This is a genomic window from Planococcus donghaensis MPA1U2, from assembly GCF_000189395.1.
GTDB lineage: Bacteria > Bacillota > Bacilli > Bacillales_A > Planococcaceae > Planococcus > Planococcus donghaensis_B.
This window is the reverse complement of sequence record NZ_AEPB01000022.1, coordinates 1-19,509: the sequence shown is the minus strand read 5'-3', so window position 1 is coordinate 19,509 and position 19,509 is coordinate 1. Positions and strand designations below refer to the sequence as shown.

Annotated in this window: 22 protein-coding genes and 1 riboswitch; of the genes, 2 read left to right on the top strand and 20 right to left on the bottom strand. The window is 40.3% G+C overall.

Features of this window, described 5'->3' with window-relative positions:
• Window positions 1-32 precede the first annotated feature (32 nt).
• The 10 genes from folD to GPDM_RS06030 all read right to left on the bottom strand — a co-directional run bounded on the left by folD (window position 33) and on the right by GPDM_RS06030 (window position 9,669).
• The gene (gene folD, locus GPDM_RS06075; protein WP_008429971.1) at window positions 33-899 is read right to left on the bottom strand and encodes a bifunctional methylenetetrahydrofolate dehydrogenase/methenyltetrahydrofolate cyclohydrolase FolD; all 867 of its coding nucleotides are present in this window, start codon (window positions 897-899) and stop codon (window positions 33-35) included.
• 14 nt (window positions 900-913) lie between these two features.
• Window positions 914-1,303: a transcription antitermination factor NusB gene (gene nusB, locus GPDM_RS06070; RefSeq protein ID WP_008429969.1), complete on the bottom strand. Its 390-nt coding sequence runs from the start codon at window positions 1,301-1,303 to the stop codon at window positions 914-916.
• 206 nt (window positions 1,304-1,509) lie between these two features.
• Window positions 1,510-1,905, bottom strand: coding sequence for an Asp23/Gls24 family envelope stress response protein (locus GPDM_RS06065; protein WP_008429967.1), 396 nt, complete (start codon window positions 1,903-1,905; stop codon window positions 1,510-1,512).
• A 15-nt stretch (window positions 1,906-1,920) separates the two neighbouring features.
• The gene (accC, locus tag GPDM_RS06060; protein WP_008429965.1) at window positions 1,921-3,270 is read right to left on the bottom strand and encodes an acetyl-CoA carboxylase biotin carboxylase subunit; all 1,350 of its coding nucleotides are present in this window, start codon (window positions 3,268-3,270) and stop codon (window positions 1,921-1,923) included.
• Between the two features lie 26 nt (window positions 3,271-3,296).
• Entirely contained in the window at window positions 3,297-3,800 is a 504-nt protein-coding gene (gene accB, locus GPDM_RS06055; protein ID WP_008429963.1) for an acetyl-CoA carboxylase biotin carboxyl carrier protein, read from the bottom strand.
• Between the two features lie 125 nt (window positions 3,801-3,925).
• Window positions 3,926-4,486 (bottom strand): elongation factor P, encoded by a 561-nt coding sequence (gene efp / locus GPDM_RS06050; protein WP_008429961.1) that lies wholly within the window; start codon window positions 4,484-4,486, stop codon window positions 3,926-3,928.
• An 18-nt stretch (window positions 4,487-4,504) separates the two neighbouring features.
• A complete protein-coding gene (locus GPDM_RS06045) occupies window positions 4,505-5,563 on the bottom strand; it encodes a M24 family metallopeptidase (RefSeq protein WP_008429959.1) in 1,059 nt (352 codons plus the stop codon).
• 5 nt (window positions 5,564-5,568) lie between these two features.
• Window positions 5,569-6,009 carry a type II 3-dehydroquinate dehydratase gene (gene aroQ / locus GPDM_RS06040; protein ID WP_008429957.1) on the bottom strand — a complete coding sequence of 147 codons (441 nt, stop codon included), beginning with the start codon at window positions 6,007-6,009 and terminating at the stop codon, window positions 5,569-5,571.
• A 135-nt stretch (window positions 6,010-6,144) separates the two neighbouring features.
• The gene (locus GPDM_RS06035) at window positions 6,145-8,703 is read right to left on the bottom strand and encodes a vitamin B12-dependent ribonucleotide reductase (RefSeq protein ID WP_008429955.1); all 2,559 of its coding nucleotides are present in this window, start codon (window positions 8,701-8,703) and stop codon (window positions 6,145-6,147) included.
• A gap of 186 nt (window positions 8,704-8,889) precedes the next feature.
• Entirely contained in the window at window positions 8,890-9,669 is a 780-nt protein-coding gene (locus tag GPDM_RS06030) for a lipoate--protein ligase family protein (RefSeq protein ID WP_050789204.1), read from the bottom strand.
• Between the two features lie 156 nt (window positions 9,670-9,825).
• Between GPDM_RS06030 and GPDM_RS06025 the strand changes: the two genes are divergently transcribed.
• The gene (locus GPDM_RS06025) at window positions 9,826-10,209 is read left to right on the top strand and encodes a rhodanese-like domain-containing protein (protein ID WP_008429951.1); all 384 of its coding nucleotides are present in this window, start codon (window positions 9,826-9,828) and stop codon (window positions 10,207-10,209) included.
• 156 nt (window positions 10,210-10,365) lie between these two features.
• On the opposite strand, the gene gcvPB is transcribed toward GPDM_RS06025, so the two are convergent.
• The 10 genes from gcvPB to comGA form a co-directional block, all read right to left on the bottom strand.
• A complete protein-coding gene (gcvPB, locus tag GPDM_RS06020; RefSeq protein ID WP_008429950.1) occupies window positions 10,366-11,829 on the bottom strand; it encodes an aminomethyl-transferring glycine dehydrogenase subunit GcvPB in 1,464 nt (487 codons plus the stop codon).
• Complete coding sequence (gcvPA, locus tag GPDM_RS06015; RefSeq protein ID WP_008429948.1) at window positions 11,822-13,189, bottom strand: aminomethyl-transferring glycine dehydrogenase subunit GcvPA; 1,368 nt, start codon at window positions 13,187-13,189, stop codon at window positions 11,822-11,824. The genes gcvPB and gcvPA overlap by 8 nt, the downstream gene beginning before the upstream one ends.
• Before the next feature lie 27 nt (window positions 13,190-13,216).
• The gene (gene gcvT, locus GPDM_RS06010) at window positions 13,217-14,317 is read right to left on the bottom strand and encodes a glycine cleavage system aminomethyltransferase GcvT (RefSeq protein ID WP_008429946.1); all 1,101 of its coding nucleotides are present in this window, start codon (window positions 14,315-14,317) and stop codon (window positions 13,217-13,219) included.
• Between the two features lie 172 nt (window positions 14,318-14,489).
• A riboswitch (glycine riboswitch) is annotated at window positions 14,490-14,581 on the bottom strand.
• A 127-nt stretch (window positions 14,582-14,708) separates the two neighbouring features.
• Window positions 14,709-15,236: a shikimate kinase gene (locus GPDM_RS06005; protein ID WP_039862982.1), complete on the bottom strand. Its 528-nt coding sequence runs from the start codon at window positions 15,234-15,236 to the stop codon at window positions 14,709-14,711.
• A gap of 199 nt (window positions 15,237-15,435) precedes the next feature.
• The gene (gene comGF / locus GPDM_RS05995) at window positions 15,436-15,879 is read right to left on the bottom strand and encodes a competence type IV pilus minor pilin ComGF (RefSeq protein ID WP_050789203.1); all 444 of its coding nucleotides are present in this window, start codon (window positions 15,877-15,879) and stop codon (window positions 15,436-15,438) included.
• A complete protein-coding gene (locus tag GPDM_RS05990) occupies window positions 15,867-16,130 on the bottom strand; it encodes a hypothetical protein (protein ID WP_100069870.1) in 264 nt (87 codons plus the stop codon). The genes comGF and GPDM_RS05990 overlap by 13 nt, the downstream gene beginning before the upstream one ends.
• 25 nt (window positions 16,131-16,155) lie before the next feature.
• On the bottom strand, window positions 16,156-16,593 hold the full coding sequence (gene comGD / locus GPDM_RS05985) for a competence type IV pilus minor pilin ComGD (protein ID WP_272941512.1): 438 nt from the start codon (window positions 16,591-16,593) through the stop codon (window positions 16,156-16,158).
• Complete coding sequence (comGC, locus tag GPDM_RS05980) at window positions 16,580-16,894, bottom strand: competence type IV pilus major pilin ComGC (protein ID WP_008429935.1); 315 nt, start codon at window positions 16,892-16,894, stop codon at window positions 16,580-16,582. Before comGC ends, comGD begins: the two co-directional genes overlap by 14 nt.
• An 11-nt stretch (window positions 16,895-16,905) precedes the next feature.
• Window positions 16,906-17,949 (bottom strand): competence type IV pilus assembly protein ComGB, encoded by a 1,044-nt coding sequence (gene comGB, locus GPDM_RS05975; RefSeq protein ID WP_008429934.1) that lies wholly within the window; start codon window positions 17,947-17,949, stop codon window positions 16,906-16,908.
• Window positions 17,903-18,946: a competence type IV pilus ATPase ComGA gene (gene comGA / locus GPDM_RS05970; protein ID WP_008429932.1), complete on the bottom strand. Its 1,044-nt coding sequence runs from the start codon at window positions 18,944-18,946 to the stop codon at window positions 17,903-17,905. The genes comGB and comGA overlap by 47 nt, the downstream gene beginning before the upstream one ends.
• A 311-nt stretch (window positions 18,947-19,257) precedes the next feature.
• On the opposite strand from comGA, the gene GPDM_RS05965 reads away from it, so the two are divergent.
• The gene (locus tag GPDM_RS05965) at window positions 19,258-19,500 is read left to right on the top strand and encodes a DUF2626 domain-containing protein (RefSeq protein WP_006830462.1); all 243 of its coding nucleotides are present in this window, start codon (window positions 19,258-19,260) and stop codon (window positions 19,498-19,500) included.
• Window positions 19,501-19,509 lie beyond the last annotated feature (9 nt).

Below are 19,509 nucleotides of genomic sequence, written 5' to 3'. Positions count from 1 at the left end.
AAAACAGCCCCATTGCTATTTATTTTACATGCTTATTGTTGTTTTGTCTTTACAGACCCTTTTTCAGCGGATTGTAATGTATTTCCCATTAACATCGCGATCGTCATAGGTCCAACGCCGCCAGGTACAGGTGTAACAAAACTAGCTGTTTCTTGAACATCTTCAAAGTCTACATCGCCACATAATTTACCGTTTTCATCACGATTCATCCCAACATCTATAATAACTGCACCGGGTTTAATGAACGTATGGTCGATAAATTTGGCACGTCCAATAGCAGCGATTAAAATATCGGCTTGCTTTGTAAATTCAGCCAAATCTTTTGTTTTTGAATGGCAATACGTCACAGTTGCGTCTTTTTGCAGCAGTAGTTGTCCAATTGGCTTTCCAACAATATTACTGCGACCAATAACTACAGCATGCTTGCCTGCAGGGTCGATGTCGTAATGAGCAAGTAACTCCATAATGCCATGCGGCGTACAAGGTAAAAAGGCTTCTTTGCCAATCATCATGTTACCGACTGAAATCGGATGAAAGCCATCTACGTCTTTTTCAGGACTGATCGCTGAGATCACTTTAAATTCATCAATTTGTTTAGGCAATGGCAATTGAACAAGAATTCCATGTATATAGGGATCGTTATTCAATTCATCAATTGTTGAAAGCAACTCTTGTTCAGTCAATGTATCTGGATATTGATGCAAGTCTGAACGCATACCAAGTGCTTCGCATGTTTTTTTCTTGTTTTTTACATATGTAAGAGAGGCGGAGTTTTCTCCAACCAACACAACGGCAAGTCCTGGGATGATTCCTTGCTTCGCCAATTTTTCCACTCGTTGTTGTACTTGAATTTTAATTTTTTGGCTTACCGCTTTTCCATCAATCAATTTTGCAGTCATGTTTACTCCTCCAATTAATTTGCAGTTTTGTCTGTAAACTTCGATAAAACACCGTTAACAAATCGGCTAGATTTGTCGTCTCCAAATGTTTTACACAATTCAATTGCTTCGTTCATTACAACGCGTGCTGGTGCATCTTCCATGTATTCAAGTTCAAAAATTGCCATACGTAAAATTGTACGCTCAATTTTTGGCAACCGTTCGATCGACCAGTTTTCAAGATGGTCCACCAATTTTTCATCAATTGTTGCCATATTTGTATACGTGCCTTGTACTAACAAGTCGTAAAAATTATCATTTTCTCCAGCCATCACATGATCCATTGCCTCATTGATGGTTAGTTCAGTTCCTTCTAATTGAAATAAGGTCTGAAGCGCTTTTTCGCGTGCTTCGTGTCGTTTCATAAGTTATCCGGTCTCCTTTTCACAGCTAATTACCCCTCATTATACAGGTATTCCGGTAGAACTTCCATGTTTGAAATGTTCGGTCAATAATATCGAACATCACCAAAAGCTATAGTTTGCTACAGGAATATTTTTGGGGGGGTGCCAACAAAAACAAAGAGAAGGCTGTCCTGGAGCCTTAAAGGACTCCTGGACAGCCTTGCTGCTTATTCTGCTGCTTGAGACTCGAAATGGACACCTGTAATATGGACGTTTACTTCTTGCGTTTGAAGTGACGTCATATTTTCAAGCGTTTGACGAACCTGCTCTTGAATTTTTAATGCGGTTTTAGGAATTGACACACCATAATTGATGACACAATACACATCAATCGCCAATCCTTCTTCCGACAATTCGGTTTTAATGCCTTTGCCATGAACTTTTTTTCCTAAACGCTCTACAACGCCAGAAGCAAAGTTTCCGCGCATGCTAGCAACTCCTTCAATATCTGTTGCTGCAATACTCGCAATAATTTCTAACACTTCTGGAGCAACTTCAATATTACCTAAGTCTTGTGCTCCATTTGATTTCATGCGTAAATAAGGTGCCGTTTTTTCAGCCATCTAAAAAGCTCCTCCTTAAGATCCCAACACGTCGTATTTCTCAAGGAATTTCGTGTTGAAATCTCCCGATTTAAATACTTCGTGATCCATCAATTTTGAATGGAACGGAATCGTTGTAAACACGCCTTCAATGACAAATTCATCTAATGCGCGCTTCATTTTTGCCACTGCTTCTTCGCGTGTATCTGCGAATGTAATCAATTTCGCTACCATCGAATCGTAATATGGTGGAATCGTGTAGCCTGAATACATAGCAGAGTCGATTCTTACGCCCATACCACCTGGAGGCAAGTACATTTCGACTTTACCTGCTGATGGCATAAAGTTTTTAGCTGGGTTTTCTGCATTAATGCGGCATTCGATTGACCAGCCTTTAAACATTACGTCTTCTTGTTTATAAGCTAGTGTTTCACCAGAAGCCACTCTTAATTGCTGTTGGATCAAATCTATTCCCGTAATCATTTCTGTTACAGGATGCTCTACTTGAATACGTGTGTTCATTTCCATAAAGTAGAATTTTTGATTGACAGCGTCAAAAATAAATTCTACTGTTCCTGCACCGCGGTAGTTAACAGCTAGTGCAGCTTTTACTGCAGCTTCGCCCATTTCTGAGCGCAACTCTGGTGATAATGCCGGTGAAGGCGCTTCTTCTACCAGTTTTTGCATACGACGCTGAATAGAACAATCACGTTCACCTAAATGAATCGCATTGCCATGAGAATCAGCTAGTACTTGGATTTCAATGTGGCGGAAATCTTCGATAAATTTCTCGATATAAACTCCAGGATTCCCAAAAGCAGCTGCTGCTTCTTTTTGAGTCATTTTCAAACCAGTAACAAAATCCTCACGAGTACGTGCAACACGGATTCCTTTACCGCCACCACCTGCTGTCGCTTTAATGATCACTGGGAAACCAATTTCATCTGCAATACGTAAACCGTCTTTTTCATCTGCTACAATCCCCGTCGAGCCTGGTACAACAGGAACGCCCGCTTTGCGCATCGTTTCGCGCGCCACATCTTTTGTACCCATACGTGAAATCGCATCTGCAGTTGGTCCAATAAACATCATATCGCAAGCTTCACAAAGTTCAGCAAAACTTGCATTTTCAGCTAAAAACCCGTACCCCGGATGGACGCCATCACAATTTGTCAGTTTAGCAACTGACATGATATTAGAAAAATTTAAATAGCTGTCTTTCGATAACTTCGGACCGATGCAATACGCTTCATCTGCAAGTTCAACATGAAGAGCTTCTTTATCAGCTTCTGAGTATACCGCAACCGTTTCGATATTCATTTCTTTACAAGCACGGATAATCCGAACTGCGATTTCTCCACGGTTTGCAATCAATACTTTTTTCATCGTTTTCATCGCTATCTCCCCTTTCCTCAGTTTGCTTTCACGAGGAATAAAGGCTGGCCGTATTCGACAAGCTGACCATCTTTTACAAGAATCTCAGCGATTTCCCCATCTACTTCAGCTTCGATTTCGTTAAATAATTTCATTGCTTCTACGATGCAAACTACGTGATCAGCCGAAACTTTTGTTCCCACTTGTACGTAAGGTGCTTCATCAGGTGATGGAGACTCATAAAATGTTCCAACCATTGGTGATAAAATTTTATGGTAATCCGCATTGTTATCAGCCGGTACTTCTGGCGCTTCTGAAGACACTAATGTTTCAACTTCTGGTTCTTTAGCTGGTGCTGGCGTGCTCGTTTCTACAGCTTTTTGCACTTGTGGTGCTTGTTCAGTTGAAGAGCTTGTTTGTTGAGTTTGGCCAGAACCATTTTTCTTCATTTTAACTTTAACGCCTTCAAACTCATAAGAGAACTCATCAATAGATGACCCATCTACCAATTTGATAATTTCACGGATTTCTTGGATTTTCATATTTATCATACTCCCCTAATATGTATTTAACTGATTTCTATACCATTTTAGACTTTTTAAGGCTATTTTGAAATAGCTAATCTGACTTTTTAAAAAAAGGCCTCTAATAGAAGAGGCCTTTTTTATTATTGAGCTCGAGAAACGTAAGAAGAATCAGTTGTGTTGATGATCAATTTATCGCCTTCGTTAATAAAGAATGGTACTTGAACAGATAAGCCAGTTGATAATTTCGCTGGTTTAGAACCACCACTAGCTGTGTCGCCTTTAATACCTGGATCCGTTTCAACTACTTCTAAAACGACCGTGTTTGGCAATTCAACACCTAGAACTTCTCCTTGGAATTGGATTACTTGCACTTCCATATTTTCCTGTAAAAACTTCAATTCATATTCAATGTTTTTTTCTGGCAACTCAATTTGATCGTAAGTTTCCATGTCCATAAATGCATGCATATCGCCATTAGCATATAAATACTGCATTTTAGAATTGTCGATTTGTGCTTTAGCAACTTTTTCACCTGCACGGAATGTCTTTTCAGTGACACTTCCTGTACGAAGATTACGAAGTTTCGAGCGCACGAATGCAGCGCCTTTACCCGGTTTTACGTGTTGGAATTCCATTACGCGCCAAATTCCGCCATCTACTTCAATTGTGACACCTGTTTTAAAATCGTTTACTGAAATCATTATAGTTCCTCCGTTTGTTTATAAAATGCGAAGCTCTTTTGTGGAGTTAGTCAACCGTTCATTTCCTGACTCGGTTATCAGTATATCATCTTCAATGCGGACTCCGCCAATTCCTTGCAGATAAATTCCTGGTTCAACCGTGACAGCCATACCTGGCTCTAGAATTGTCTCTGATTTAAAAGACAATCCTGGGCTTTCGTGAACTTCCAAGCCAATTCCGTGACCTGTTGAATGACCAAATGCTTCGCCATAACCTTTAGACTTAATATAATCTCGAGCAATGGCGTCTGCTTCAATACCGCTCATTCCCGGACCAATTTTCTCCACACCTAATTCTTGCGCCTTTAATACAATATCATAAATTTCTTTCATTTGCTCTGATGGTTCGCCAACTGCGACTGTACGGGTAATGTCTGAAATATAGCCGTTATATAACGCACCAAAATCCAGTGTGATCATGTCGCCTTTTTCAATTACTTTATCTGTTGCTACACCGTGAGGCAATGCAGAGCGCAGTCCAGAAGCCACAATAATATCAAAACTAGAAGAAGTTGCACCTTGTTGTCTCATGAAAAACTCCAACTCATTGGAAACTTCTAGTTCCGTCAACCCCGGGCGGATAAAACCGCAAATATGTTCGTATGTATCATCTGCAATTTTAGCAGCCGCTTTTAATACCGCTACTTCCTCGGCTGTTTTAACCATGCGGATTTTTTCAATCAAATTACTAATTGGTTCTAATTCACATGCTAATTTTTCTTTATACTGCGCAGCTTGCGCATATGTCATATAATCTTGTTCAAAAGCAAGCGTCTCAATATCCATCGATTTGACCGTCTTTACCACTTCATCCATTAGATTTTTTTCCGCTTGGATAACATCAAATTCTTTCACTTGTTCTCCTGCTTGTTCGGTGTAACGGAAATCTGTAATGAATACGGCTTTTTGTTGTGTGACGATTGCTAAGCCAGCCGTTCCTGTGAATTCAGTAATATAACGCAAATTATAAGGACTAGTAACTAGCACAGCTTCTACTTCACGTTGTTTCATTTCATCGCGTAATTTTTGAAGTTTCAATGTGTTCAACCTCTCTCTTGGTTTAAAATCAGCGCTTGTAACGCCAGTTTGTAGACATCTTGACCAAATCCTACAATTTGTCCCATCGTTACCGGAGATATATACGAATGGTGTCGGAATTCTTCTCTTTTGTGAACATTCGAGATATGTACTTCAATCACAGGTACTTGAATCGCCGCAATCGCATCTCTTATCGCGATACTCGTATGTGTATAGGCACCCGCATTTAAAACAATTCCCGTTAAGCCTTCATCGCCTGCTCCATGAATCCAGTCAATCAATTCTCCTTCATGGTTCGACTGTCGGCAAATCAATTCAATATGATGACGGTATGAAAATTCTACCAGATCTTGTTCTAACTCTTCTAAGGTAAAAGTTCCATACGCTTCTTTTTCCCGTTTGCCCAGGCGGTTTAAATTCGGACCGTTCAAGACCAGCACACGCATTCCATCTTCTCCTTCCTTTTATACATTCTTCATTATTTTAACATATCGGAAAAATCGAGCAACTATTTATAAAAGCGCTTACGTTTAGACTAAACAAAAAAGCGGGATGGCGAATTCGCCATCCCGCTCGTTCTATTACAATCCACATTTTAACTGAGCGTTACAATTTGTACATGTATTGCATCCACCCATTTCTTCAACTGTTCCTTTTCGGCAAACTGGGCAAGTATCGCCCACTTCAGAACCGATTGTCACATTTGTTGAACGAAGATCTTGAATAGTGTCGATCAAAACAATCGGACGTTTTCCTGTATCTTCTTGTTGTTGTTGTTCTTCGAAATTATTATCTTCAGCTTTTAAAGTTAGAACTTGTGAATCACGGCTGCCATCGACATAAACCGTACCACCTTTTGCTCCACCTTTGTACAAACGTTCATATACGCCTTCAACTTGTTCAACAGTATAACCCCGAGGTGCGTTTACCGTTTTCGAAATCGATGAATCAATCCAGCGTTGGATGATGCATTGAACATCTGCGTGCGCTTCTGGCGCTAAGTCCATTGACGTCACAAATGCTTTTGGCAAGTTTTCTTCGTCTGCTTCAGGGTTGTTTTTCAAGTATTCACTTACAATATCAGCCTTAACCTCGATAAATTTACCAAGGCGACCACTACGGTAGTAAGTAAATGAATAATAAGGCTCAAGTCCTGTCGAAACGCCAACCATTGTACCGGTAGACCCTGTTGGAGCTACTGTTAATAAGTGTGAGTTGCGAATTCCTTTTTCAAGAACCGCTTCGCGAACATGTTCTGGCATGCCTTGCATAAATCCAGTTTCCGTAAACGCTTTGCGAAGTGCCGCCGTTTCTTCATCTGAATTCCCAACTAAGAATGGGAAGCTGCCACGTTCTGCTGCTAAATCAGTCGAAACTTCATATGCTGCAGTGGCAATCGTTTTGAAGATTTCATCTACAAGTTCATTGCCTTCCGGTGAACCATATTCTCTGTCACAGTAGATTAGCAAATCAGCTAATCCCATAACTCCAAGCCCAACACGGCGTTCGCCAAGTGCTTGTACTTGGTTTTCTTCAAGGAAATATGGTGTTGCATCAATAACGTTGTCTTGCATGCGGACGCCAACTCGAACTGTTTCTTTCAAGCTTTCAAAATCAACCGTTTTTGTTTTCGGATCTGCAAACTGTGCCAAGTTGACTGCGGCCAAGTTACACACAGAATACGGAGCTAACGGCTGTTCACCACAAGGGTTTGTTGCAACGACTTTTTGGCCATACGCTGCAGCATTTGTTTTTTCATTAGCATTATCGATAAAGAAAATGCCCGGTTCTGCTGAATATGTTGCGCAAATATTGATCAAGTTCCATAGTTCACGCGCTTTCATCGTACGGTAAACGCGGACGCCGTGGCCCATACGTTCCCATTCACGAACATCGCCAACTTCTTGCCATTTTTCATTGTAAACAGCCATTTCATCTTTTGAATAAGATTCAACTGCTGGGAATCGCAATTCAAAATCAGCATCATTTTCAACAGCTGTCATGAAATCACTCGTTAGCGTTACAGAAATATTCGCGCCAGTTAAAAATTCTTCGTTATGAACAGAATACGTACCGCCGTCCCGCAATTTCGATTCTGCATCACGCATAATTTTCTCATTAAATCCGCCCATACCTGGAATTGTTCGGTAGTTTAAAATGCCTTGATACATTGCTTCTTCTTGAGCAGATAACGCTTTGAATTTCAATTTATCATGAGCTAATTTTTTAATCGTTTCATCTTGCGTGTTTTCGATCAAATAACGCAAAATACGTGGATTTTGCATTTTTGAAATGATAAATTCTGCAATATCTGGATGCCAGTCTGCAAGCATGATCATTTGAGCACCGCGTCTTGATCCACCTTGTTCAACAAGATGCGTCAATTTCGCAATATCATCCAACCAAGATACTGATCCTGATGATTTGCCGTTAACTCCACGAGCTAATGTATTACGTGGACGAAGTGTAGAACCATTTGTTCCTACACCGCCACCACGACTCATGATTTCCATTACTTGTTTGCGATGATCTGAAATACCTTCGCGCGAATCTGCTACAAATGGCATTACGTAACAGTTGAAATACGTTACATCTGTATCTGCTCCTGCTCCGTAAAGAACACGTCCAGCTGGAATGAATTTCAATCCAACCAATTGCTGATAAAATTTCTCAAACCATTCTTGACGCTTTTCAGGTGTTGTTTCTACTGAAGCTAATCCCGTTGCATTACGTTTCGCAATTTGCTCGTAGAACACTTCCATCGGCTTTTCAATCACGTCGATTGGGCGATTGACAATGCCTGCTTCTTGTTCTTGCGGATTGTCGATTGCACTTCTGTAATCTTCTTCAATCCAAACTTGAGCTTTGTTTGCTTGTGTATCAATTGACACAATATAACCAAGTCCACGAGCTGGAAATTTCGGATCTTCTTTAACAGTTAAAACAACAAAATCGCCTGCTTTAAGTGTCTTTTTCTCTGTATCCTTAAATGAATAACGATCAATCATCACAAGGCGGGATACCCCTTTGTGCGTTACTTTCATATCTGGTGTAATTTCGTGCACTTGGGGAAACGTTTTGATATCTTCGTTTAAAGCTTGTGCGTTTAATGAATATTGGGATTGTGTGGCGGATACCATTTGACAATTCCTCCTTTATAATATATGGAGTCGGATACTATATATAGTATTACTTCGATTCCCATCATACTACATATTGAAACTTGTTTACAATAACAAGTTTCTGCTGAAAAATTCGAGCCTTTTGAAAAGCTTTATTTATCAAGGTTTTTCACGTGGCATGACGAAAAAATAAGGCTAAAGACTCTACGCCCGAAAATTCCATTCAGAATTTGCATATTTTTTTTCCTCTAAAGCCTTGACTTCAGCAAGTTGTTGCTCTGTCAATATGTAGGGCTCTAATTCAATTGATAGGGCTTGTTCGAAACCAGCTTTAAATGCTATGACGCATTCTTCGGCAGTTGCAGGTTTTGCACGCAATGAATTGATCGCGACTGCTTTTTCAGGAATTTTGATGCGCATACGTTCTTTTGCTTCTTCATTTTGGAACTTAAAAACCGACAAGAGCTTTTCAGCATCCAAGTCGATTAAAATAGCACCATGTTGTAAAATAACACCTTTTTGGCGTGTTTGTGCACTGCCGGCCACTTTTTTCCCTTCAACAACCATTTCATACCAACTTGGCGCATCAAAACATACGGCTGACTTCGGCTTTTTCAAATCCGCCCGTTTGTCTTCGGTATCCGGCACTGAAAAATATGCTTCCAATCCTAAATTTTGAAACCCTTTTAACAAACCTTCACTTAATACTCGATATGCTTCTGTAACAGTTTCGGGCATATCCGGATAAGCTTCGCTAACAATGATGCTGTATGTAAGTTCGTGCTCATGAAGCACGCCTCGGCCTCCTGTTGGTCGACGAACAAACCCAAGTCCTAATCGTTCCACAGCTTCCATATCAATTTCTTTTTCTACTTTTTGAAAATAACCGATTGAAAGGGCTGCAGGCTGCCAACCATAAAACCGTATTACAGGTGGAATAAGTCCTTCGCTATGCCAATTTAGCAATGCTTCATCGAGCGCCATATTAAAAGAAGGGGTGCCTTCCCCTGAATTTATAAACACCCATTTTGGATATTTCACAAGATCGCCTCCTATTTCCGATAATTAGTGTAACATTGGCATTGAATATCCGTCATCTCTTCTCTTATAATAAAAGAAGATGAGAAAGGGGCAAGATCATTGGAATTTTTGTACATTACGATCGCAGTACTATTAGCAATCATCATTTATGCGGTAATCATGTATTTCCGCATGAAAAAAGCTGTCACGAACTTGACACAAGAACAATTTATCGAGGGCTACCGCAAAGCGCAATTAATTGACGTACGCGAGCCAAAAGATTTTGCGGCAGGACATATTCTTGGAGCGCGTAATATTCCACAATCACAATTACGTCAGCGCTACAAAGAAATCCGCGAAGACAAACCGGTTTATTTATATGACCAAAACGGAGCACGTAGCGGCCGGGTTGCCATTTTCTTAAAGAAAAAAGGCTATAACCAATTGTTCCAACTGCAAGGCGGGTTCAAACAATGGACTGGCAAAATCAAATCTAAAAATTAATCTTTAAAACCCTTCCACACATTGCTGGAAGGGTTTTTCAATCTTCAAGACTAACACCATCCAAAACGAAGAAAAGCCGCTCAGAGACATTTTAAAATGGGTTCTTTCGAATAAAAAAACGTGTTGGCCTTAGTGGCCAACACGTCTTTTTGTTTTCTATTCAGCTTTACGGTAACGAAGCACAGGTTGACGTGCTGCTTTTGTTTCGTCCAAACGATTGATAACTGTTGTATGCGGTGCGTTTTGGACGATTTCTGGATTTTCTTCTACTTCTTTCGCAATTTGAATCATCGCGTCAATAAAAGCGTCCAATGTTTCTTTCGATTCGGTTTCGGTTGGTTCGATCATCATGCCTTCTTCTACATTTAACGGGAAGTAGATTGTTGGCGGATGATAGCCAAAGTCAAGTAAGCGTTTTGCCATATCCAATGTGCGGACGCCTAACTTCTTCTGACGACGACCACTTAATACGAATTCATGCTTGCAATGACGGTCGTATGGCAAGTCGAAATGAGGTTGCAGTCTGCGCATCATATAGTTAGCGTTTAACACGGCGTATTCTGTTACAGCCTTCAAGCCATCAGGCCCCATTGAACGAATATACGTATAAGCACGGACGTTAATTCCGAAGTTACCGTAGAACGGTTTTACACGACCGATTGAATCTGGACGGTCATAGTCAAACGTATATGCTTCGTCTTTTTTCACCAATACGGGTTTTGGCAAGTAAGGCATTAAATCTTTTTTCACGCCAACAGGACCAGATCCAGGTCCACCGCCGCCGTGAGGTCCTGTGAATGTTTTGTGCAAGTTCAAGTGAACCACATCAAAGCCCATATCTCCAGGACGCGCTTTTGACATAACCGCGTTTAAGTTGGCACCGTCATAATACAATTTCCCGCCAACTTCGTGAATAATTGCAGCCATTTCTAAAATCTGCTCTTCAAACAAGCCGAGTGTATTCGGATTAGTTAACATTAATGCCGCAGTGTCGTCTCCAACAACGCGTTTTAAATCTTCTAAATCGACAAGTCCTTGGTCACTCGATTTAACCGTTACTGTTTCAAAGCCAGCAACTGTTGCAGAAGCAGGGTTTGTTCCGTGTGCTGAATCGGGAACAATAACTTTTGTACGTTTGAAATCTCCACGGGACTCATGGTAAGCACGGATCATCATTAAACCAGTCCATTCGCCGTGTGCGCCTGCAGCTGGTTGTAACGTTACTTCGTCCATGCCTGTAATTTCTTTTAAGTGCTCTTGCAAATCAAACATCAATTCAAGAGCTCCTTGAACTGTTTTTTCATCTTGTAACGGATGAATGTTCGCAAATCCTGGGAAACGTGCAACAGATTCATTGATTTTCGGGTTGTATTTCATTGTGCAAGAACCTAGTGGATAGAAACCCGAATCCACACCGTGGTTACGGTTCGATAAGGCTGTGTAATGACGCATAATATCAAGTTCCGATACTTCAGGCAGTTCTGCTGCTTCCGTACGGATTAAATCAGTTGGTAAAAGCTCACTCAAGTCAACTTCTGGTACATCAAGTGTCGGCAAACTGTAGCCGACGCGGCCTTCTTTCGTCAATTCAAAAATTAGCGCTTGGTTGTCCTTATGCATGAGTAGCCCCCACTTCCTGTTTTTTCGCAGCAATTTCCTGCACGAATGCATCGATTTCTTCTTTTGTCCGTTGTTCAGTAACCGCAACTAACATATGATTTGGGAATTCGTCATAACTTAGTCCAAGGTCATAACCGCCGATCATATCTTTTTCAAACAAACGGTCGTTTAATTGCTTCACAGATTCTTTTGTTTTCACAACGATTTCATTGAAATGAGCGCCTTCAAAAACAATTTCAAATCCAGCTTTTTTCAATTGTTGCTTCATATAATGTGTTTTGACAATGTTTTGTTTGGCGATTTCTTGTGTACCGACTTTGCCAAGTGCTGTCATAGCAACAGATGCAGCTAATGCATTTAATGCTTGGTTCGAGCAAATATTCGATGTCGCTTTATCGCGACGAATATGTTGTTCACGTGCTTGCAACGTTAATACAAATCCACGACGGCCTTCTTCGTCCGTTGTTTCGCCGACTAAACGACCTGGAACTTTGCGCATTAGTTTTTTCGTTACTGCAAAATAACCACAGTGAGGTCCGCCGTATGCTTCAGGAATTCCAAAAGGCTGTGCATCTCCTACTGTAATGTCTGCACCCAGTTGACCTGGAGCAGTAAGCGCACCAAGTGCTAGTGGATTTGAAGAAACGGATAGCAATGCGCCAGACCCGTGAACAATCGGCTCAATTTCTTTTAAGTTTTCAACTTGACCGAAAAAGTTTGGATATTGAATCATCACAGTTGCGACGTTGTCATCCATCATTTCTTTTAACGCATCCAAATCGGTATGACCATTTTTTAATGGAATTTCGATTACATCAATCGACTGACCAAGTGCATAAGTGCGAACAACATCGCGTGATTCTGGATGAACTGCACGTGACACCAAGATTTTCTTACGTTTAGTGTGTCCTGCAGCAAGCATTCCTGCTTCAGCAAGAGCTGTTCCGCCGTCATACATAGAAGAGTTGGCAATCTCCATACCTGTTAATTCACTAATCATTGTTTGGAATTCAAAAATCGCCTGTAGTTCACCTTGTGAAATTTCTGGCTGGTACGGTGTATACGCCGTATAAAACTCAGAACGCGAGATGACGTGGTCGACAATAATCGGTTTGTAATGATCGTAAACACCCGCACCTAAAAAGGATGCATAACGGTTTGTGTCCGCATTTTTAGCTGCAATTTGCGCCAACTCTTTTGTTAATGAAGACTCTGATTTAGCCGCTTTAATGTTGTATTCGCCTTTAAAACGAACTTTTTCCGGGATATCTGAAAACAATTCATCAATTGAATCGATACCGATTGTTTCCAGCATTTCTTTTTCGTCTTGAGTTGTCATTGGTAAATAGCGATGTTTCATCGAGTGCTGTCCCCTTTTCAAGTTAAATTAGTTGGATCGTTTATAAAATGGTGTTTCTACTGTTTTCGCTTTTAGTCGTTTATTGCGAATTTCAACTTCCAATTCGATTCCGAGTTCAGCATATTCACTTGAAACTAACGCCAACCCGATATTTTTCTTGAGCGTTGGCGATTGAGTACCCGTTGTTACTTCACCAATCTTTTGGTCCCCTACATACACAGGATATCCATGACGCGGTATGCCTTTATCAATCATTTCAATACCTACTAATTTGCGCGGCACGCCTGCTTCTTTTTGAGCAGCTAATGCTTTTTTGCCAAGAAAATCTTGTTCTTTTTTCAATTTCACAACAAAATTGATGCCTGCTTCAAGCGGGGTGATGTCTTTCGACAATTCTTGACCGTATAAAGCAAGACAAGCTTCAAAGCGCAATGTATCACGCGCGCCAAGTCCTACCGGTAACACTCCTTCAGGTTCGCCTTCAGTTAGAATTTTTTCCCAAAGAGAAACCAAGGCTTCAGGTGCTGCATAAATTTCAAAGCCGTTTTCGCCCGTGTAACCTGTACGCGACAATATCACTTTTTGTCCTGCCACTTCTACGTCGTTTTTAAAACGGAAAGGTTTAATCGTTGAAAGATCTTCCTCTGTTAAGCGCTGTAGCACCTGTTCAGATAAAGGACCTTGAAACGCCAATAAGCCGAAGCGTTCAGATGCATTATCTAATGTCACATCACCAGTTTTTGATGCTTCCATCCAATCAAAATCTTTTTCAATATTGGATGCATTCACTACGAGCAAATAATGCTGATCTGCTATTTTATAAACCAAAAGATCGTCTACTGTGCCGCCATCTTCGTAGCACATCGCTGTATATTGTGCTTGGCCATCTTGAATTTTGGATACATCATTTGTGACGAGATGCTGGAGGTAGTCTAAACTGTCTGCTCCTGTAACGAAGATTTCACCCATATGCGATACATCAAAAAGACCTGCTTTTGTTCTGACCGCTTCATGTTCTTCTTTAATGCTCGAAAATTGCACAGGCAGTTCCCAACCACCAAAATCAATTGTTTTGCCACCGTATTTTGAATAGGTTTCAAAAAGAGGTGTACGTTTTAACTGTGCCAATGATTTTCCTCCTCATTTTACAAATCTTTTCGGCCAGCTTCTACATACATCTGGGCACGAAAAAAGGACAGAGATTTCCCTTTAAAGGGAAATCTCTGTCCTGGAACCTGAAAGTTTACCAAAATGATGGCTTTCCTCGTTGGTAGCTGACATGCAGCATTCTCCAGAGATGCGTCCTGTACGAGTCTTTTTGCCTGAGAGATTCATAACTTTTGTTATTTGCTCCTTCGGCGACGCTTTCGCATTCTCTCCTCGTACAATCATCCGCCCAAATCAAGATTGATTGGTCCAATCCGTTATACAGAATAGTATAACTTTGAATATATCCTAACATTGTTCACTAGAAAGCGCAATCTTTTTTCTGTAACAGGATAAAAAGCGAACGAATTGATTAATTAAAATCAAAACGTTCGCTTTTTAGACGATTCACTTGAAATGCAGCATATTGTGTAATTTGCCGTAATGTACGGAATTCAGTACGAATCGTAATATGTGCAGTTTGTTTATAATCCCGGTAGCGCGCTTTATGCAACGCCTCAATTTCTTCACGAGTCGATTGACGGACAATCGGACGATTAGGATCCCGGTGAATCCGTCGCCAAATTTCTCGGAATGGCGCATCTAAAAACATCACCAATCCAGTATTTCTCATGATTTTCCGATTTTCTTTCCGCATGGTAACACCACCGCCTGTAGAGATGATGCAATAATCGTTTTTAAAATTTTGCAAAAACTGCGTTTCTAGATCTCTAAAATATTTTTCGCCATGCTGCTCAAAAATTTCAGGAATCGTCTTCCCTGTCTGACGAACAATTTCTTTGTCCATGTCATAGAAGGGCAGTTTCAGTAGAAAGCTTAACCTTCTGCCGACCGCGCTTTTCCCGCAGCCCATGAATCCGATCAAATATATTCTGTTCATCCTACCACCCGATACTTACCTCTACTCAGGTATTTATTTTTGCTCTATTTCTATCAGTAATAGTATCGTAGCATGTCTATGCGTATTTTCCAAACCATCATACGTTTTATATTGAATCGAATACAGCGTCAATGAGTGAGATAGCATTAGGAGAGCGGACATAAAAAATACAATTGTGATCGGATAAATGGCCCCTTTTTCATCCAGATGGTTTCGTAAAAACATATTCTGCCTCTTCTATATTCCCTGTAGTAAATTTGATTCGAATTTTCACTTTGTTGCCATCTAACGAAAAACTACACTGGCTTACACGAGTTAACATCACTTCATGTCCTTTCTGGCTTTTTTGCTTGCGCATCATATTTGTGTACAGTTCAATATCAAATTCTTCTACTCGTTGAACAACCCGAATCCCGCTTCCTCCATTAATAACTTCAATCGTGTCACTGCGATGTAAGTAGCTTTGTAAATCGATGACGAACAATTGCCACTCTGCTCGGTGCGGATCTACGTCTTGTTTAAATTGAATAGCAAAACTAAAAAACAAGACGATTAAAGGCAGTAGCGTCATTAATACCATTACATCAAAAATCGATGTCAAAAAAGAAAAACCCTTTTCATCTAGCCGTCTCAGTCGATGCATATACGTCGCCGTTGTTCTTTATAATCCACATAGTCAACACAAAGCTGCTCTTCCATTTCCCAACTATATAAAATATTATTAACTGTTCTCTGACCTTGCAGATTTCCAGTAGTACTTATTTCTCTTGCTGCTTCATGCAAAGTTTCAAATGCGCTAACTCGTTCTTTTTTAACTTGAAGGCTATGCTGAATGCCGATCATTACGGGCAATAAACTGCCAAACAAAATAAACACCATCAATAAACTCACCATCGTCTCTGCCCAAGATATGCCTTGCTCATTCAGAAAACACCACTCTCCCTCCGCCGAGGTGCACAACTAAGGTTTTTTCGCCTCTTGATGTCGAAAACCGGAGAGTACCCGACTGGACAACAGTCCCGTTCTCATTAAAATAAATTTCAGTTAAGTTACTTGTTTTTTTCAATTGAATCGATTGTGGCAATTTACGAGAGACAGCTACTAATTGAAGATCTGTAAAGACTTCGTACGTTCCTTTACTTTCTCGAAATATGATTTTCGCTGTCATGTTTAACGCATAGCTTTGGCTTTGTGCAAAATAAATATCTTGACGGAGAATTTCAAAAAAGCGCTGCTCTTCTTTTTGTACCATGAACGAACGATAGCCAGAAATTGAAATGGCGGAAATTGTTACTAGTACAACTAGTACTAGTAACATTTCCAACAAGGTAAACCCTTTTTCGTTAAGGTTTAGCAGAACTAACGACTCCAGTAGTCGAAATGGTAACTAAATCTCCATTTGGACATTTTGTTTCACCAGCTTTTAAATAGCCCTCAGCCTCAAGATTCTCCATTGTAGGTAAAGCTTTATAATCCATTCGGTACGACTCGACTTGCCCTTGAACCATTTGGACAAACGCTTTACATCCTTTCTCTTCTACTGCAGAAGATTGCTTTGTCACATTCGGTATGGCAATCGCAATTAACACCGTAATAATTAACATAACAATTAGCATTTCGATTAATGTAAATCCTCTTTGATTTTTTAATAAGCGCATATTCTTCCTCCTCAAATGGTATGGACCAAGTTATACATCGGCATTAAAATCGCTAAATAAGCACCGATAATGCAAATCGCAATGATGATAAAAAAGCTTGGCTGAATAATACGTAGCATCTGCTGCGTATGCTGTTCAATTTGTTCCATTAACACTTCACTATAAAGAATGAGCTCTTTGCCTAAAAACCCTGTAATTTCCCCGTGTTGCACAAAAGCAGGCATGTCTTTAGAAACAAACGCAACATGTTCGAGTGACCTAGAAAAACTTTGGCCCATCATCAATTCTTCGTGAGACGTGCGCGCCATAAACTGAATAATTTTATGATAGTTTTGGCGTTGCAACAAATCGAGTGATTGTTGCATTGAGATCCCACTATGCAGCAAAGTGCCAAGTTCACGCGCCAGCAAATGCGACCAGTACAGTTTCATAAAACGGCAGATAACCGGGATCGACAAAAGCCATGTGATTTGTCGCTCGACTGCTTGTTGTTTTAATAGCTGACCGAATACAAATACCGACAAAGCAACACATGCAAAAATTGCGATAAAAAAATCTGGCAAATTCAGTAAATAAGCTGGCACACCGGAAGCTTCTTCTCCGCTTTGCATCGAATTCATCATTTCCGTTAAATTCGGCACATAGCTTGTGCGAAAAAACAAAAATAAGATGGAAGTGAAAATCAGCAAAGAAACTGGGTATATCAATATATTCTTTAATTTCTTTTGCACGCGCTCGGTCCGCGCAAAACTTTTGCCAATACTATCAATCGATTCCGCCAATCTGCCATGAGATTCAGCAATTTCAACTGGAAATAACACATGCTCTTTAAACCCTAAAAATTTTAGTATTTCTGCTGCATTTCCTCCTTCTTTTAAAATAGTCGTGATGCCAACCAAAGATTCTTCTAGCTTTGATGTATGCATTGGCAATAACAAATTCAACGCCACTGGCAATAAATACCCTTCGTTCATTAACACCGCTAGACGTGTCAAAAATTGTTCGCGGTCACGAAGACGGACCTTGTCTGTACGTATAGGAAGGCTCAATCGCACCGATTTTCACTCCTTCTCGCACTTGACCAGCAAAAGACAAATGACTTGGCAACGTGTATATCTTTTTCTGATGTGCGGACATTAACGCTTCTTCGAGCCGTTCACCATCAAGAATTTCATAAAGCGCGCGGTGGCTAGGCTGTTTTTGTTCAACATCTAAAAACAGCGGAATAATTTTTTGCGCAGATATGGCAACTAAAGTTTGGGACATGTCTTCAAAAGACACACCTAAATCATTTAAGCGATGCAAACAGCCAACAGAATGTCTAGCATGTATCGTAGAAAATACTAAATGCCCAGTCAATGCGGCCCGCACAGCGATTTGAGCTGTTTCTGCATCTCGAATTTCGCCAATCATGATAATATCTGGGTCGTGTCGCAAAATTGCTTTTAACCCTGTTGCATAACTAAGTCCCGCTTTTTCATTTACTTGAATTTGTAAAATCGCTTGGTTTTTACGTTCTACAGGATCTTCAAGTGTAATAATGTTTCGACTTAGTTTTTCCGAACAATGCTTTAACAACGAATACAAAGTGGTGGACTTGCCACAACCAGTAGGACCCGTAAACAAAATAAGTCCTTGAGACGCTTCAGACAACTTTTCTAAAAGCCGAGCCGAGTCACGAAACGCTGCCAATTGATAAATGGATTGTGCGGTATCATCCGGCATAATCCGGATGACCATGCTTTCTTTTGTTAATACTGAAGGCAAAGTTGATATTCGAAAATAATGGGATAAGTTGTTGATGGTAAGTTGGAAAGAACCGGTTTGGGGTTTTCGCTTTTCACTTGTATCTAAAAGGGATAGGTATTTGAAATAAGCAATCATGCGATCACCTAGATCAAAGGGGAGTTGTTTTACTTGTCGCAAGTTTTGAAACGAGCGATAAGCAACGGTATAACAAGATGGTTCGGGTTTGATGTGGATGTCTGTTGTGCCATTTTCTGCCGCATCATGCAAGAGGTCCACACAGCGGCGCTCAATAATTGATTGCATATCCACCTCCAGTTTTGACGTGAACAAAGGCCGCCTCTTTGTTCACCCATAGTATAGCTAGCTCTTTTTGAAAAAGAAATAATTTTTGCCAAAATAATTTTTTGAACGTCCATAACAAGCCAAATCTCAAATTTGAAAGAGAATGTATTTTTCATGGACTAGTTGGTTTGCAGAGGACTACGGGATTTATTCAGCTTTTTATCGTACACCTGTTTGTCACAAAGAAAGACCAACTCGTTGTTTACACATTCACTCTTTTTCCTATATAATGAACAAGAGATTATTGTGTTGTGGCAAAGGAGGGATTACCCATGAATAATATGTTCAAATTAATGGGATGGTGGACTGGAATATTTGCAGTTCTCTTTTATGTAGGCGATATGGTTGAAGTATCATTATTAATGGTCGCTAACACCGGATTTTTTGTTCTTCTTGGATTTTTAAATATTTCTGAACGCATGTATTTGTATATTTTTGGCGCCTATTTAACAGTATTTTTCGTAGGCTTCACTTATTACTCTACGTTCATCCACGTTCCTGGTGCTGGACATTAATCAATGCGA

What these genes read in the sequence shown, in the direction of transcription:
- folD (WP_008429971.1), bottom strand. Translation starts at nt 899, where the DNA reads ATGACTGCAAAATTGATTGATGGAAAAGCGGTAAGCCAAAAAATTAAA.
- nusB (WP_008429969.1), bottom strand. Translation starts at nt 1,303, where the DNA reads ATGAAACGACACGAAGCACGCGAAAAAGCGCTTCAGACCTTATTTCAA.
- GPDM_RS06065 (WP_008429967.1), bottom strand. Translation starts at nt 1,905, where the DNA reads ATGGCTGAAAAAACGGCACCTTATTTACGCATGAAATCAAATGGAGCA.
- accC (WP_008429965.1), bottom strand. Translation starts at nt 3,270, where the DNA reads ATGAAAAAAGTATTGATTGCAAACCGTGGAGAAATCGCAGTTCGGATT.
- accB (WP_008429963.1), bottom strand. Translation starts at nt 3,800, where the DNA reads ATGAAAATCCAAGAAATCCGTGAAATTATCAAATTGGTAGATGGGTCA.
- efp (WP_008429961.1), bottom strand. Translation starts at nt 4,486, where the DNA reads ATGATTTCAGTAAACGATTTTAAAACAGGTGTCACAATTGAAGTAGAT.
- aroQ (WP_008429957.1), bottom strand. Translation starts at nt 6,009, where the DNA reads ATGCGTGTGCTGGTCTTGAACGGTCCGAATTTAAACCGCCTGGGCAAA.
- GPDM_RS06035 (WP_008429955.1), bottom strand. Translation starts at nt 8,703, where the DNA reads ATGGTATCCGCCACACAATCCCAATATTCATTAAACGCACAAGCTTTA.
- GPDM_RS06030 (WP_050789204.1), bottom strand. Translation starts at nt 9,669, where the DNA reads ATGGCGCTCGATGAAGCATTGCTAAATTGGCATAGCGAAGGACTTATT.
- gcvPB (WP_008429950.1), bottom strand. Translation starts at nt 11,829, where the DNA reads ATGCATAAGGACAACCAAGCGCTAATTTTTGAATTGACGAAAGAAGGC.
- gcvPA (WP_008429948.1), bottom strand. Translation starts at nt 13,189, where the DNA reads ATGAAACATCGCTATTTACCAATGACAACTCAAGACGAAAAAGAAATG.
- GPDM_RS06005 (WP_039862982.1), bottom strand. Translation starts at nt 15,236, where the DNA reads ATGAACAGAATATATTTGATCGGATTCATGGGCTGCGGGAAAAGCGCG.
- comGF (WP_050789203.1), bottom strand. Translation starts at nt 15,879, where the DNA reads ATGCATCGACTGAGACGGCTAGATGAAAAGGGTTTTTCTTTTTTGACA.
- GPDM_RS05990 (WP_100069870.1), bottom strand. Translation starts at nt 16,130, where the DNA reads ATGGTGAGTTTATTGATGGTGTTTATTTTGTTTGGCAGTTTATTGCCC.
- comGC (WP_008429935.1), bottom strand. Translation starts at nt 16,894, where the DNA reads ATGCGCTTATTAAAAAATCAAAGAGGATTTACATTAATCGAAATGCTA.
- comGA (WP_008429932.1), bottom strand. Translation starts at nt 18,946, where the DNA reads ATGCAATCAATTATTGAGCGCCGCTGTGTGGACCTCTTGCATGATGCG.
- GPDM_RS05965 (WP_006830462.1), top strand. Translation starts at nt 19,258, where the DNA reads ATGAATAATATGTTCAAATTAATGGGATGGTGGACTGGAATATTTGCA.